The organism is Micromonospora sp. LOL_025 (assembly GCF_048060285.1).
Taxonomy (GTDB): domain Bacteria; phylum Actinomycetota; class Actinomycetes; order Mycobacteriales; family Micromonosporaceae; genus Micromonospora.
The window spans coordinates 1-14,901 of sequence record NZ_JBHMIR010000048.1 but is presented as its reverse complement, the minus strand read 5'-3'; the positions used below and the strand labels follow the sequence as shown (position 1 = coordinate 14,901).

Sequence of the window (14,901 nt, the reverse complement as noted above, 5' to 3'; positions counted from 1 at the left end):
CGACGGCGGCCCCGCGGACCACCCGGTTCCGCGGGGCCGTCGCGTGGGGTCACCCTTTTCGCGGGGGCGTGCGACCGCGACGGTAGCGTGGCGCCACAGCACGGCCCGTGGGGGCGGATCTCCCCGCCGGCGCGGCGCTCGCGATCCTACGGAGGAGGATGCATGTCCCACGGCGACGACCCGTTCGCGGCACGCGAGGACGCGGCCTCGCGGCCGAGCTTCGACCTCGCGCTGCGCGGCTACGACAAGCGGCAGGTGGACCGCTACGTCGAGCAGGTCGACGGCGAACGGTCGGCGCTGGCCGCAGAGCGGGACCGGGCCTCGGCCCAGCTCCGCGAGCTGACCGTCGAGACGCACCGGCTGCGGGCGGAGATGACCGAGCTGCGGGACCGGCCGGCGCAGCCGGACCGGGCGTCCTTCCGCGACCTCGGTCCGATGGTCGACCAGATCCTGGCCCTGGCCGAGAAGCAGGCCGGGGCCATCACCGACGCCGCCGGGCAGCGGGCCGCCGAACTCGAGGCCGAGGCCGAGCGGGTGCTCACCGAGGCCCGCGAGCAGGCCACCACGACGCTGCGCGAGCTGGCGGAGGAGGCGGCCGCGCGACGCGACGAGCACGACAGGGAACACGAGGAACGCCGCGCCAACGCCCAGGCCGAGCTCGCCAGGATCCGGGAGGCGGCGGAGCGGCTGCGGGCGGCGGGCGAGGCGGCCCACGACCACGCGCTGCAGGAGGCGAAGCGGATCGACGAGCAGACCGCCCAGCAGGTCGAGCAGGCCCGCGTCGAGTCCGAGGCGTTCCTGGCCTCGGCCCGCACCCAGATCCAGCAGGAGGTGCAGGCGGCGCGCGCGAAGACCCAGCAGGAGCTGGGCCAGTGGCAGGCCGGCGTGGAACGGGAGATCAACGAGCGGCGGGCCGCCGCCGAGCAGGAGATCGCCGAGCAGCTCGCGTCCGCCGAGCGGGAGCTCGGCGCCCAGCGTACGGCGGCCGAGCAGGAGATCGCGACGCTGATCGCGGAGGCCCAGCAGTACGCGGCCAAGGTGCGCCAGCACGTCGACGAGCAGGCCGCGACCCACCAGCAGCAGCTCGCCGCGACGCAGCAGGGCATCCGGGACCGGCGGGAGGCGCTGGCCCGGATGCAGGCCGAGCTGGACGCCGCGCAGCAGCAGCTGGCCCAGGCGCGGCAGGAGAGCGCAGCCGTCGAGCACGAGTTCGCCGAGGTGCAGCAGCGCCTGGCCGAGACCCGGCAGGAGCTGACCGACGAGCTGCGCCGCCTCGACGAGGCACGCCGGGCCGCGGACTCCGCCGAGCAGCACGCCAAGGAGGTCCGCGCCCGGGTGAAGCGGGAGGCGAAGCGGGTGGCCGATCTGGCCGCGGCGGCGGTCATGGCGGCCGCCACGGGCGGCGCGGAGACCGCGGAGTACCCGCAGGTCGCGGCCCGGCCGAGGCCGGGCCGACCGGCGCCGGCGGCGGTGGAACGCGCCGCCGACGCGGCCCCGGAGGGCGGCGACGACGCGGCGGCGACCGCCCCCGCCGACGGCGGGCGGGCCCCGGCCGAGGCACCGGCCCCGCAGCCGGCGAACCAGGTGGTGACGGCCGGCTGACCCGTGGACGGCCGGCCCGCGCCGGAGCCGTCAGGTGCCCGCCGCCGGGCCCCAGGGGGCGGACGGCCCCTGAGGAGGCGGGAACGGGCCGGGGCCGGCGGGCGGAACCGGCGGATCGAAGGCCACCGGGGGACCGTCGGCCGGCGGCCACGCGGACGGGACGGGCGGGCCGGCTTGCGGCGGCACCGGGTGGTGCGGCGTCGCGGTGTGCCACCCCGTTCCGCTGTCACCGGATGGCCGCGCCGCGGCAGGTGGCGCGGCGCGCCGCCGCAACTCGTCGACGGCTCGTACCGCGTCCACGGCGGCCGCCAGTTTCCCGTAGCGCCAGGCGGGATGGAACAGTGCGTGCGTCCAGTGCACCGTCAGCGCCGCCAGCACGAAGGGACGAGCGGTGTCGGCCAACGTCACTCCCATCAGGCTGACGTCCCGCACCCCGACGAAAACACTCACGCCACAGGCGGCGACAGCGACCGCGGAGGTCCACCTCCGGCGGCGCAGCAGTGCGAAGACGCTCGCGATCAGGGCCAGGACGATCAGGTCGGGGTCGCCGCCGAGCAGCAGACAGGTGTAGCCGACCAGTCGCACGTCGAGTGCCCGCCGTGACGAGCGGGCGGCGAGCCGTCCGGTCACCGCCTCGCCCCGGGCGGCCCGCTCGGCCAGGTCCCGCCTGCCGCGGCGGCTGACGAGCACCGCGTACGTCTCGACCAGCGCCAGCACGACGACCGCGACGATCCCGGACGGCTGCCCCCAGTCCCCGTCGAAGGTGCGGCTGCTCACAAGGAGCAGCGCCAGAGGTACGAGCGGGAGTGCCCAGACGGTACCCGGCACCCCGCCGACGCCGACGACGAGCGCCATGGTGCCGGCGAGCACGGCGAGCGGGAAGGCCAGGACCACCACGGGGCCGCTGAGAGTGAAGCCCAGTACCACGGCGGCCACGACGGCGGCGGCGATCCAGTAACGGCCCCAACGCAGGTCGTCGGTTGTGGTGTCGTCGGCTGCCGTGACAGCGTCCGGCGCGAATCGCCTGCGCCAGAATGGGACGGCCGCCGGGCGGGGCGGCGGTACGGCGGTGGAGGTGTGGTCCGGGCCGGGTGCGGCCGGTGGCTGGGTCATGACGTCCTCCCGGGCTCCGCTGGTCCGTCCTGCTGAGCGGCACGCACGTCGTCGATCAGTCCGGTCATCGGCTCGGGGCCGATTCGTTCGATCACGCCCTCGTCGAGCAGTTCCCGGATGGAGTGGGGCAGCAGGTACTGGGTGCCGCCTCCGTCGCGGCCGAACGCGTTCGCCGCCGGACCGGCCTCCACGTCGTACGGTTTCAGGACCCGGTACTGACGGTCCTCTCTGGCCACGTCGGCCCCGAACGGGGACACCTCCGCCGGGAGCGGCGGCAACGACCGCGCCTGCTCCGGGGTCCCCTCCGGGCTGGCGTAGCGTCCACCGGAGATGGTGCCGTCGTCGTTCTCGTGGCCCTCGCCGCCCTGCCGGATCATCACCTCGCCGGGCTGTAGCGTCCGGTTCTCCTTGACGGCCTCCCTGTCGCGGACGACGAACCCGTCCTGCTCCGGGAAACACAGCACACGGTGACCCGCACCGGCAGCCGGTTCCTCGGGGCCGCCCGGTTCCGGCGGCTTGACCTCGGTGAACTTCTCGAGGAAGCTCTCCCGGTCGTACCCCCGCACCGGCAACGGCGCCACCTGCTCGCGGTACTCCTGCCGGGTCTTCCAAGCCGGGCCGTCGCGGCCGGCGACGTCGGATCCGTCCGGTGGCGGCCCGCCCGGCGGCGGCGCGTCGGCCACCGCACCCGCACGGGCCTCGGCGGGCCGAGCGTCGGGCGCCGCGGACGACGTCTCGGTCCGCGCGGCGCGCCGGTCGTCCGTCGCCTCACCGGCGCCACGGGCGGGGGCCTCGACGCTCTCGTCGCGCCGGACCGGGGCGCGGTCGGCAGCCCGCTCGGCGACCGGTTCCCGTGGCACGGAGCCGAACACCTCGCGGTCGAACCACCGCTCCAAATTCAGTCCGTGCCGGGTCGTGAGGACCTCCGCGACGAAGGCGCGCGCGGTGTCGCCCCGTGCGGGGCTGTCGCCTCCGGTGTCACCGTGCTCCGGTGTCGTGTCGTTCTCCCGGTCGATCGGCATCATGCCTCCTCTGGTGTGGGGTCGGAAGTCGGTTTTGTCGGTCGCCGTGGCGGGATCCACGTACGCCCGCAGCCAGCCGGCGTCCGGCCAGGCGTGCAGCGCGCTCCCGGCCCGCGCGGCCCAGTCCGGGTCGTCGAACCGTGCGCCGACGGCGTCCTCCAGGGCGGAGGGGGTGCACACGCCGAGCAGCAACCGCCGTGGCGTCGTCTCGGGGTACGTCGCGACCAGGCGGGCGCGGGTCAGGCGGAGCTGCTCGCCGACGGTGCGTCCGGGCACCGGCGCGCCCAGCCACCGCTCCCACCGCGCGCTGGAAGGGTGCCGGCCGGCCTCGGGCCGCGCGGCCGCGAGCAGGTGCAGGTCACGCAGTACCCGGACCCACCGGTACGCCGGTGCCAGCCAGCCGGGCTCGTCCGGCGGGCACGGCGGCCCGCCGTCGAGCCCCGCGAGCAGGGCGGCGAGCACGTGCGCGGCGAGTCGGGCCGGCCCGATCGTGCGCGCGAACAGCACCGACCTGCTGGCCACCGCGGCGTCCACCGCCTCGGCCAGGCACAGCCGCAGGTGGCTCCGGTCGTGCGCGCGCAGCGCACGGAGGAGGTCCGCGCCGGGCGGCAGCTGTGGGTGACCGACGAGGTGCCCGACCACCGTCAGTTCGGCCCACAGGGCCAACCGTGGATCGGCGGTCGCCAGTCGGCGCGCCCGGACCAGTTCCTCCAGGGACGCGGGCGGCCCGGCGGCCGGGTCGACGGCCGTGGCCAGCAGCGCCGCTGACGCGGGCGGCTCGGGCGCACGCCGTTCCCGCCCGGTGCCGTCGGGCATCCGGGCCAGCACCGGCGCGTCCATGCCGTCCGTGAAGACGGCGGCGGTGCCCGGCCGCAGGGCGACCAGGTACTCGGACTGGCGCGGCGACAGGTTCATCGTGGCCCCGACGGTGTCCCGATCGTCGCGTGCCGGCAGTCGGTGCACGATCTTCACGGCCGTGTTCTTGATGACGTCGGCGATGAGCTTGTCCGGGATCTGCTCGGCGATGACCAGCCCCTCCCCGTACGCGCGGATCTCGGCGAGCATCTCGACCGCCTGGTCGACCGCGCCGCCGGCGCCGGTACGCCGCAGCAGTCGGTGCGCCTCCTCGATCACCGTCAGGTGCCGCAGACGATCGGCGTCGACGGCATGCACCCGCAGGTGCTCCGTGAGCCGGACCAGCAGCGTGCCCATGAGGAACGCCTTGTCCCGGTCGTCGCCGGTCTCCGGGTCGACGTCGGGCCGGCCGAGTACCAGGTCCCAGCCGAGCTCCTCGTAGCACCGCGTGAGCGCGGTGGTGAGGACCTGGGGGAACGGCTCCTCGGCCTGGAACGCGGCGAGGAACGATGCGCGGACCAGGTCGAGGTGCGTCTGCAGCGGAAACCCGGCGGCCGGTTCCAGTGGGTTGAGCCCCACCGGGACGCCGGTGGGCGCGCCGGGCCTGACCACCACCACGTCGGCAAGCCCCGCCAACCGCGTGGCCATCGCCCGGTACTCCGCCTTGGCCGGTTCGATCACCAGCCACGGCAGTCCCTGTCGGGTCGCCTCCTCGAGCAGGTGCCGGACCGTCTGCGACTTGCCCGCCCCGGTGGCACCGCAGACGAAGGTGTGCCGGTTCAGGCTGCTGTGCGGCAGACGGATCGCCCCGGCCGGCCGTTCGTCCCGGTCGAGCACGTCCCCGAGCGTGACGGCGTCCGACGCCGCCTCCGTCTCGGGAACGACGTCGAAGTCCGGGCGGCGTACCCGGCGGACCCCGGGGATCTCGTCGCGGGGCGCGCGGGCGAGTGCGGCGAGCACGTCGGAACCCGCGGCGAAGTGACCGGGAAGCGCCTCGGTCGCGTCCAACTCCGCCAGCCCGGCACTCCGGTCGCCGACGACGAGGGTGTACGGCAGGTCCGGGGCCTGAAGCGCCGCCGCCACGAGTGCCGCGACCCGCAGCGCGGCGTCCTCGTCGCCGCCGCCCGCGGCGAGTGTCAGCCTCCACAGGCCGCTGGTCTCCGCCCGGCGCAGTTCCCGGTGGCGCTCTCCATGCCGCTGCGCCTGCACGGTGGCCAGTGGCGAGGTTCCCGCTCGGCTCCGCGCCAGCCGGTCCGCCGCCTCGGCGGCGGCGGTCAGCCCGGCCGCCTCGTCGGCGCCGATCGGCTCGGCGAGCACGAACCAGGCGAAGGGCCCCGCCCAGATGGACAGCAGGCAGTCCTCCAGCGCGGGTGGCGGCTCGCCGCGTCCTTCGACGGGCTTCGGGGACTCGACGGTGAGCGGATCCACGATGGCGCCGATCGTGGTCCACCGGGGCATCCGCGCACAGAGCGTCCGGGCGGCGCCCGGCGGAAGGGGGCGGCCGTGCGCGCCCAGGGGCAGGGCGAGCCGGTGCCCGCTGTCCTTTATGGAGGGTGTCGGCTCGGCAGTCGGCACACCGCCGGCAAGCAGCCGGACCGGACCGCCCGTCCGCTCCCGGCACCAGGCCCACAACACCGGCAGGTTGCGCCGGTGGGCACCGCTGAGCGCGGCGAGCCGGTGGGTGCGGTCCGGTTCCCCGACTGGCTGCTCGCCGGAGGCGGCGCGCGGGATGCGGTCGACCGAGTGAACCGGGATGCTGGCGAGCAGATCGGGCAGCCGGACCCGCGGCGCGGCGGAGATGGCTTTCACCGGCCACCTCCCGGGGAGGTTGCGACCGACGACGAGGGGTACGGCCCATCAGTCCGAGGTGCCGGAGTGCGGGCGTCCGTCGGCGAAGGATCCATCCGGACGCGGGGCAGCGTCACGATGTCGGGGTTGATCTCTACCGGAGTCAGCGACAGTCCGTGCGGCGCGTGGTCCACCAGCAGCAGCAGGTAGTCCGGCAGGCGCTGCAGCACCGTGGGTTCGAGGGCGTACTCGTACACGCGGGATGCACTGGTCGCCAGCGTCCAGTTGGTCCCCTCGGCGACGCTGCGGGTGGTCCCCCAACTGCGGCCGACGGTGTGCGTCTCGCTCGCCCCGCGCGTCGTCGCCGTGCCGGTCCCGCCGGTCCAGCCGCTGCCCACGGTGGCACTGGTCGGCCAGCCGGCATCCAGAGGCCCGCTGGCGGAGGCGTTGCCGGACGTACCGCGGTTGGTCGATCGGGTCGACGAGGTGTTGGTACCGGTGCCCGCCGACTCGGTGGCCCCCTCGTTGTCACCCACGGTGTGTGTCTCGTTGCCCCCGAGGGTGGCGGTGAGCTGGGTGAGCGTCATCCGGTGATGGCGGCCGACGAAGTCCGCAGCCCGGGTCGCCTCCTCGTGCTGGCCCAGCCGCATGAACGCCACCGCTCCCGAGCCGAGTCCCCGCAGCGCCTCGTCACGCAGATGCCGGAAGATGAGCAGCAGCGGTACCCGGTGACGGGCGCACAGGTCGGACAGGCGCTCCAGGTGGCGCTCAGGCAGCTCGTCGGCGCCGGCCACGATCAGTACGTCCGGTCGGTTGGGGGCGTCGACCGCGACGATGTGTGGGAGGGCCTGCACGACCATGTCGCGCAGCAGGTCGTCGCGCACGCCGTTGCCGTCCGTGCGTAGGGCGACGCAGGTGAGCTGCGGGGCGGGAGCGCCACTCCGCGGCCAAGTGCCGAGTTCGGCCAGCGGCTCCAGTACCGCCACCATGCGACGGAGCGCGCGCAGGGCGTCGCGTTGCTCCTCCTCGCCGAGCAGGGCCTCCGCCAGCTTGCCGGTCTCCTCGGCGGTGAGCAGCGGCGAGGGCTCGAGGCGACCGGACAGGACGCGCAGCGCCGCGACGATCCGGCCGATCGAGACGTCGGCCCCGAGCACCCGGCAGATGTCGTGCAGCAGGGTGGTGTCGAGACTGCGGTCCTCACGCCCCTCCGGTCCGGTTCGGCCGTGCATCATCTCCACGAGGGCGTCCACCAGTTCGTCGACGGGCAGGCCGGCGAGGAGCCGGCACCGGGCGAGGTCCCGGGGCAGCCACTGGTGGTCGAATCGATATCCGGCCCGGTGCGCCAGCCGGACGAGTTCCCGCGCGACCCCCTGACCGGAGAGGTCCGCGACCCACACCCGGCATCCCGCGGCCAGTGCGCCGGCGCCGTACACGGTCAGCAGCGCTTCCCAGCCCCAGAGCGCGCCGCCGTACACGTCGAGACGACGCGGTGGCGCGGGGACGGACAACCACTCGTCGACACCGTCCAGCCGGGCGTGCTCGGCGGTGACCCAGGCCTGCGCCTGCCGGTGCCAGTCCAGCAGGTCCTCCCGCACCCGCGCGGGCACCGCCCGGCGGGCCGAGTGGACCGCCGCCTGTCGGGCCATGCAGAGCACCAGCCAACCGGCGGTGGCCACCGCCGCCAGAAGCGCGAACACGATGCTGGCGCCGGCCCGGGTCGGATGCCCGGAGTAGACGACGGCGCCGCAGAACAGCAGCACCACCGCACCGCCGCCGAGCAGCCCGCCGACCTTCGCCTGTCGGCGTATCCGCAGGAGGCTCGCCTCGTGCGCGGCGTCCCGGTGCCCGGCGAGGGCAGCCGGGTCCGGCGGGCGCAGCGGGAACGGGCGCAGCCCTCGGGCGCGGTCCTGGAACCGCCAGCCCAGCCGCGGGCCGGGAGTGAACAGCCGGTGCCAGCCGGCCTTGGCGACGGCGGCCGGTGCCGTCGCGTCGGGCGTGGGCGGCGGTACGGGGGACGTCATGCCGAGTCCTCCCGGGCGCCGGCCGCCGCCTCGGCGGGCCACCGATGCGGCGCGGTGGCCGCCACTGGGACCTGCACCATGTCCGTCCTCCTTCTCGTTCGCAATAGCCGGTCGCTCGCCCGACAACGTGGGAATTGCAGCGAGGTCCGTTACGACTCGGCGGGACGCGCTCCTGGCGAATTCGACAAGTGGGCCCCGCCTCCCGACGGGTCGATCACGCGGTACTGAGATCGCACCTCTGTCTACCGCCCGAGCGTTTTGTTCACGGACCTCGGCTATTGCTGAAAAACAATGAGTGCACAACGATGGCCGGGTGGGACGCCGTGAGAGGGCGTTGGATCCCGACGCCGACCCGATACAGCGCTTCGCCGTCGACCTGCGGCACCTGCGCCACCGCGCGGGATTGACCTACCAGGAGATGTCGGGCCTGGCCAACTACTCGGTCACCGCCCTGTCGCAGGCCGCCGGCGGGCGGGACCTGCCGACGGCATCAGTCCTGCGGGCGTACGTCCGCGCGTGCGGCGGCGACGAGAACGCATGGACCAGGCGGTTGTTGACGCTCACCGCGGCGGCGCCCACCAATCGACGGGAAACGGCCGGAGCCGAACCCAGGACTCCCCCTTATCTCGGCATGGAGACGTACCAACCCGAGGACAGGGATCGGTTCTTCGGCCGCGAGCGACTGGTCGCGCAGTTGCTGGACCGGATCGACACGCAACCCTTTCTCGCTGTTTTCGGCCCCTCGGGAAGCGGTAAGTCGTCGTTGCTCCGGGCAGGGATGATCGGCACGATCCGGGCCGACGACGCACCGGCCGGTCGGCACCGGGTGGCCCTGCTCCTCACCCCGGGGCAGCAGCCGCTGCGTGCGCTGGCCAGCAGCCTCGCCGCCCTCGCCGAGCTTTCCCCGGCAGCTGTCCTGGCAGACCTCGACAGGGACCCGGCCGGCGCCGACCTCCTCGTCCGCACCGCCCTGGCCGGGCGAGCGCAGGGCACCGAGGTGGTGCTGGTCGTCGACCAGTTCGAGGAGGTCTTCACCCTCTGCGGCGACGCCCGCCAGCGGGACCGGTTCATCACCGCGCTGCTCGGCATCGCCCTGCGACCGCACTGCCCCGGCCGGGTGGTCCTCGGCGTCCGTGCCGACTTCTACGGTCACTGTGCCAGCAACCGGCCGCTGCTCGACGCCCTCCAGGACCAGCAGTTCCTGGTCGGGCAGATGTCCACCGACGAGCTACGGACGGTGGTCACCGAACCGGCCAGGCGGGCGGGCCTGCGGGTCGAGTCCACCCTGGTCGCGGCCGTGGTGGCGGACCTGCGGGCAGGCGGCGGACCCGGGGCTCTTCCGCACCTGTCCCACGCCCTGCTCGAGACCTGGCGCCACCGCCACGGCGACAAGCTCACCCTCGACGCCTACCAGGCCGCCGGGGGGCTGAGCGGTGCGATCGCCCAGACGGCGGACCACCTGTACGACAACCTGGACGAGCCCGGCCGCAGGACCGCCAGATGGATCCTGCTCCGGCTGACCGTCGGCGAGGGCGGTGAGGCGACCCGCCGCCCGGTGGACCATGCCGAACTGACCGCAGGACCGGGCGGCCAACGGGCCGTCGACACGGTACTGACGGCGTTGACCGCCGCTCGCCTGGTCTCGGTCACCGACGGCCGGGTGCAGCTCGCGCACGAGGCGTTGCTGCACGCGTGGCCCACGTTCCAGACCTGGCTGACCGACGACCGCGACGAACTTCGCCTGCAACGACGACTCAGCCATGCCGCCGCCGAGTGGACGACGCACGACCGCGACGCCGGCTTCCTCTGGAGAGGCAGCCGGCTCGCCGTCGCCTGGCAGTGGGCGCGGGCGCATCCGGAGGCGGTCAACGAGCGGGAACGCGAGTTTCTCGCGGCGAGTGGCGCGCTGGAGCGCGACGAGCTGACCACGAGCCGCCGGCAGAACCGCCGACTGGCCGTCCTGGCGGCCGCTCTTGCCGCGCTGGTGCTGCTCGCCGCGACCGCGACGGCCGTCGCCGTCGACCAGCGGCGCACGCTCGCCCGGGAACGGGACCGGGCCACTGCCGAGAAGCTCGCCGTCCAGGCGACGAGCAGCCCTCACCCGCTCGCGTTGCTGCTCAGCATGGAAAGCCTCCGGCTGCACTCTTCCGACCGCGGTCGCGCGGCCCTGCTGGACGGCGTGCTGCGGCCACAGCGCAACACGACCACCCTGACGGGACACACCGGCAGCGTGCACGCGGTCGTCCTGAGCGCCGACGGGCGGACGGTGGTCTCCGCGGGTGACGACCGCACCATCCGCCGCTGGGACGTGGCGACCGGCGCGCCCGTCGGAGCGCCCCTCACCGGTCACACCGACCCCGTCGAGGGCCTGGCGACCAGCCCGGACGGCATGATCGTCTCGGGCGGCGACGACGGGACGGTCCGGCGCTGGGACGGCACCACCGGTGAGCCCCTCGGCGAACCGATCCGGGGGCACTCCGACAACGTCAAGTCCGTCGCGATCAGCGCCGATGGCGCGATGATCGTGTCGGGGGGCAAGGACCGCACGGTCCGCCGCTGGCACGCCGCGACCGGTGCCGCGCTCGGCCCACCGCTCGTCGGCCACACCGACCACGTGTGGTCCGTCGCCGTGGGCGCCGACCGGCGGTTGATCGTCTCGGCGGGCTGGGACCACACCGTCCGTCGCTGGGACAGCGACACCGGACGCCAGATCGGGGCGCCGCTGCGCGGACACGTCGGTCCGGTGTTGGACGTCGCCGTGCACGCCGGCAGTTCGTTGATCGTCTCAGGCGGCCAGGACGGCACGGTGCGGCGTTGGAACGCCGCCTCCGGCACACCCGTCGGCACCCCCCTGACCGGACACGGCGCCCCGGTGGAGGCGGTCGCCGTCACACCGGACGGTAAGACCATCATCTCGGCCGGTCGGGACCGGACGGTGCGGCTGTGGAACGCCCGCACCGGAGCGCTACTCGACGCGCCCCTGCCCGGTCACCGGGACCAGGTGCGGTTCGTTGCGGTCAGCAGGGACGGCGGCACCATCGCCACTGCGGGCCGGGACCGGACCGTCCGACTCTGGCGGACCGAGCCGGGAGCGCCGATCGGCCCGACGTTGCGCGGTGTCAGGGACCAGTTCGCCCGGGTGGCCGCGCACCCGCGCCAGGCGATGATCGCCTCAGGCCACGGCGACGGGACGGTCCGCCGGTGGCACGCCGGCACCGGCGAACCGATCGGCGCGCCACTCGCCGGCCACGGCGACCAGATCACGTCGGTGGCCTTCGCACCCGACGGTCGGCGCATCTACTCCGCCAGCCAGGACGGCACGCTCCGACGGTGGGACGCCGCCACCGGTGCACCGATCGGGGCGGCGTCGCGGGGCCACACCGCCGAGGTCGCCTCGGTCGCGGTGGACCCGACGGGTGCCATCGTCGCCACGGCGGGCTGGGACGGCACGGTACGCCGATGGGACGCCGCAACCGGAGCGCCGCTCGGTCCGCCGCTCCTCGGGCACACGGACACGGTCAACACCGTCCTGTTCGCGCAGGGCGGCGCGACGATCGTGTCCGCGGGTCACGACGGGACCATCCGCCGCTGGGACGCCCGCACGGGAACCGCGCGGGGCGGGCCGCTCCGCACGGGGGCGCCGGTCGAGGCACTGGCCGTCAGCCCGGACGGCACGGTCATCGCGGCGGCGTCCGCGCCGAACGCCGTGCGCCGTTGGAACGCCGAATCGGGCAGCGAGGTGGGCGAGCCGCTGGTCGGGCACCACGAGACGGTGACGCAGGTCGCGTTCGACCCCGGTGGTCGGAGCATCTCCGCGGTCGACCGCGACGGTGTGATCATCCGGTGGGACGTCGGGACCGGTCGTCGGGCCGGGCCGCCACTGTCCGGATACGTCGACCACGTGGGGAGGGTGGCCTTCGTCCCGGGTACCGCGACGGTCGCCGTGGCCAGGCCGGACCACACGATCCAGATCTTTCCCATCGACGTACGACAGTGGACGGGGCACGCCTGCGTCATCGCCGGGCGCAACCTCACCCCTGCGGAGTGGAACCGGTACGTCGGTCACGGGCAGCCGTACCACCGCACGTGCGCCCGCTTCCCGGTGCCGACCGGCCCGTAGGCCGCCGGCGGGGCCGGCGGGCGCGGGCGCGGAATCTGGCTGGTCCAACCAGTTGACGGGTTGATGTGCGCTGCGCCACACTCCTCGGCATGGCCTTCGCTCCCGTCCCCCGCTCGTCGGTCTCCGACCACGTCTTCGGCCAGGTCCGCGACGCCATCGTCAGCGGTGCCTACCGCCCCGACGAGGCGCTGCCCGGCGAGCGGGAACTGGCCGCCACCTTCGGGGTCAACCGGCACGCCGTACGGGAGGCCCTGCGCCGGTTGCAGCAGCTCGGCCTGGTGCGGGTCAGCCAGGGCGGCGCCACCCGGGTGCTGGACTGGCGGGTACACGCCGGGCTCGACCTCGCCCTGTCGCTCACCCGCTTCCACGACACCCTGCCGGTGGACACCCTGGTCCGCGACATGCTGGAGATGCGGGCCTGCATCGGCGTCGACGCGGCCCGGCTCTGCGCCGAGCGCGGGGACCCGGCGGTGCGGGCCGCGGTCCTGCGGGCCGTCGAGGAGTACGCGGACCTGGCACCCGACCTGGCCGGGATGGGCGAGGCCACCATCGTGCTCTGGCGGCACATCGTCGCCGGCTCCGGCAACACCGCCTACCTGCTGGCCTTCAACAGCCTGGTGGCCGGCGCGCTCGCCGTCGGCGAGGTGCCCCCGCAGCGGCGCGCCGCGGAACTGCTCGACATCGCGGGCCACCGCCGGCTCGCCGACGCCGTCGTCACCGGCCGGGCCGCCGACGCCGCCCGCGAGGCACGGGCCCTGCTCACCGCCCCCCTCACCACCCCCGCAGCACCGAGAAGGGAAACCCGGGCATGATCCCCGCCGTGCTCTACGCCGTACCGGCGTTCCTGCTCCTCATCGTCGTCGAGGCACTCTCCTACCGGTTCGCCCCCGACGACGACGAACGCGGCTACGAGCTGCGCGACACCGCCACCAGCCTGACCATGGGCGCCGGCAGCCAGGTCATCGGCGTGCCGTGGAAGCTGCTGACGATCGGCCTCTACGCCGCCGCGTACACGGTCACGCCACTGCAACTCTCCCCCACCAGCGTCTGGACGTGGGTGCTGCTGTTCTTCGCCGACGACCTCGCCTACTATTGGTTCCACCGCTCCCACCACGAGGTACGGCTGCTCTGGGCCGGGCACGTGGTGCACCACTCCAGCGTCTTCTTCAACCTCTCGACGGCGCTGCGGCAGAGCTGGACCCCGATGACGTCCGTGCCGTTCTGGCTGGGCCTGGCGCTGCTCGGCATCCCCCCGTGGATGATCTTCCTCCAGCAGTCGGTCAGCCTGCTGTACCAGTTCTTCCTGCACACCGAGCGGGTCAACGTGCTGCCCCGCCCCATCGAGTGGATCTTCAACACGCCGTCGCACCACCGGGTCCACCACGGCGCCAACGCCGAGTACCTCGACCGCAACTACGGCGGCATCCTGATCGTCTGGGACCGCCTCTTCGGCACCTTCGAGCCCGAGCGGGCCACCGTCCGGTACGGCCTGACCAAGAACATCGACACGTACAACCCGCTGCGGGTGGCGACCCACGAGTACCGGGCGATCTGGGCCGACGCCCGGGCCGCCTCGTCCTGGCGGCACCGCCTCGGCTACGTGCTCGGCCGACCGGGCTGGCAGCCCGCCGCGCACGCGCAGCCGGCGGTGGCCCGGTGAGGCGCCTCTGGCCGTTCGGCGTGGTGGCCGCCGTCGAGCTGATCGGCGTGGCGGCCGACTCGACCCTCCTGCAGTGGCTGGCCAAGCCCCTGCTCGCGCCGGTGCTGCTGGTCCACCTGCTGCGGGTGCGCCGGCGCGTCGATCCCGTCGCCGTCGGGCTGGTCTTCGCCACCGGCGGAGACATCGCGCTGCTGGTCTCCGGCGACACGGCGTTCCTCGTCGGCATGGGGTGCTTCCTCGGCACCCAGGTGGCCTTCCTGACCGCCTTCCTGCGCCACCGGCGGCCACCGGTCGTCGCGGTCGCCGCCTATCTCGCCTGCTGGGTGGCGGCCAACCTGGTGCTGTGGAACGCCCTCGGCCCGCTGCGGCTGCCGGTCCTCGGCTACAGCCTCGCGCTCAGCCTGATGGCCGCCGCCGCGGCCGGCGTCTCCCGGCGGGTGGCCCTGGGCGGCGGGCTGTTCCTGATTTCCGACCTGCTGATCGGCATGGAGGCCGCGGGGTTGCGGGTCCCCGGCCACGGCCTGGCCGTGATGACCACCTACATCGCGGCCCTGCTGCTGATCACCACCGGCTGGTTGGCGGCCACCGCCGAGCGCGCCCGGCCCGGCAGCCCCGCCCGCGCCCCGGGGCCGGTGCCCGGCAACGCCCGCTAGACGAGTAAGTCCGAAGTCGGGTCAGTGGTCGTAGGCGATCAGGGACCTGGTCACGGGTTGGCCGGTG

The 14,901-nt window shown here is 74.5% G+C and carries 8 protein-coding genes; 5 read left to right on the top strand and 3 right to left on the bottom strand.

Going from position 1 to position 14,901, the window contains the following annotated elements; genetic code table 11:
- Positions 1-162: 162 nt before the first annotated feature.
- On the top strand, positions 163-1,602 hold the full coding sequence (locus tag ACFHW0_RS30185; RefSeq protein ID WP_416613033.1) for a hypothetical protein: 1,440 nt from the start codon (positions 163-165) through the stop codon (positions 1,600-1,602).
- Positions 1,603-1,632: 30 nt separating this feature from the next.
- On the opposite strand, the gene ACFHW0_RS30180 is transcribed toward ACFHW0_RS30185, so the two are convergent.
- Genes ACFHW0_RS30180 through ACFHW0_RS30170 form a run of 3 tightly spaced genes read right to left on the bottom strand, consistent with a single transcriptional unit; the run spans position 1,633 to position 8,401 of the window.
- Complete coding sequence (locus ACFHW0_RS30180) at positions 1,633-2,715, bottom strand: hypothetical protein (protein WP_416613032.1); 1,083 nt, start codon at positions 2,713-2,715, stop codon at positions 1,633-1,635.
- Positions 2,712-6,401, bottom strand: coding sequence for a glycohydrolase toxin TNT-related protein (locus ACFHW0_RS30175; RefSeq protein WP_416613031.1), 3,690 nt, complete (start codon positions 6,399-6,401; stop codon positions 2,712-2,714). Before ACFHW0_RS30175 ends, ACFHW0_RS30180 begins: the two co-directional genes overlap by 4 nt.
- A complete protein-coding gene (locus tag ACFHW0_RS30170; RefSeq protein ID WP_416613030.1) occupies positions 6,398-8,401 on the bottom strand; it encodes a hypothetical protein in 2,004 nt (667 codons plus the stop codon). Before ACFHW0_RS30170 ends, ACFHW0_RS30175 begins: the two co-directional genes overlap by 4 nt.
- Positions 8,402-8,714: 313 nt before the next feature.
- Here ACFHW0_RS30170 and ACFHW0_RS30165 point away from each other — a divergent pair, with 313 nt between their 5' ends.
- The 4 genes from ACFHW0_RS30165 to ACFHW0_RS30150 all read left to right on the top strand — a co-directional run bounded on the left by ACFHW0_RS30165 (position 8,715) and on the right by ACFHW0_RS30150 (position 14,834).
- A complete protein-coding gene (locus ACFHW0_RS30165) occupies positions 8,715-12,521 on the top strand; it encodes a helix-turn-helix domain-containing protein (RefSeq protein ID WP_416613029.1) in 3,807 nt (1,268 codons plus the stop codon).
- A gap of 89 nt (positions 12,522-12,610) precedes the next feature.
- Positions 12,611-13,333 (top strand): FadR/GntR family transcriptional regulator, encoded by a 723-nt coding sequence (locus ACFHW0_RS30160; protein ID WP_416613028.1) that lies wholly within the window; start codon positions 12,611-12,613, stop codon positions 13,331-13,333.
- Positions 13,330-14,181: a sterol desaturase family protein gene (locus tag ACFHW0_RS30155; protein WP_416613027.1), complete on the top strand. Its 852-nt coding sequence runs from the start codon at positions 13,330-13,332 to the stop codon at positions 14,179-14,181. Before ACFHW0_RS30160 ends, ACFHW0_RS30155 begins: the two co-directional genes overlap by 4 nt.
- Positions 14,178-14,834, top strand: a complete 657-nt coding sequence (locus ACFHW0_RS30150; RefSeq protein WP_416613026.1) for a lysoplasmalogenase — start codon at positions 14,178-14,180, stop codon at positions 14,832-14,834. The genes ACFHW0_RS30155 and ACFHW0_RS30150 overlap by 4 nt, the downstream gene beginning before the upstream one ends.
- The last annotated feature ends 67 nt before the right edge of the window (positions 14,835-14,901 follow it).

Coding starts and splice junctions, on each gene's coding strand:
- ACFHW0_RS30185 (WP_416613033.1), top strand. CDS start 163: ATGTCCCACGGCGACGACCCGTTCGCGGCACGCGAGGACGCGGCCTCG.
- ACFHW0_RS30180 (WP_416613032.1), bottom strand. CDS start 2,715: ATGACCCAGCCACCGGCCGCACCCGGCCCGGACCACACCTCCACCGCC.
- ACFHW0_RS30170 (WP_416613030.1), bottom strand. CDS start 8,401: ATGACGTCCCCCGTACCGCCGCCCACGCCCGACGCGACGGCACCGGCC.
- ACFHW0_RS30160 (WP_416613028.1), top strand. CDS start 12,611: ATGGCCTTCGCTCCCGTCCCCCGCTCGTCGGTCTCCGACCACGTCTTC.
- ACFHW0_RS30155 (WP_416613027.1), top strand. CDS start 13,330: ATGATCCCCGCCGTGCTCTACGCCGTACCGGCGTTCCTGCTCCTCATC.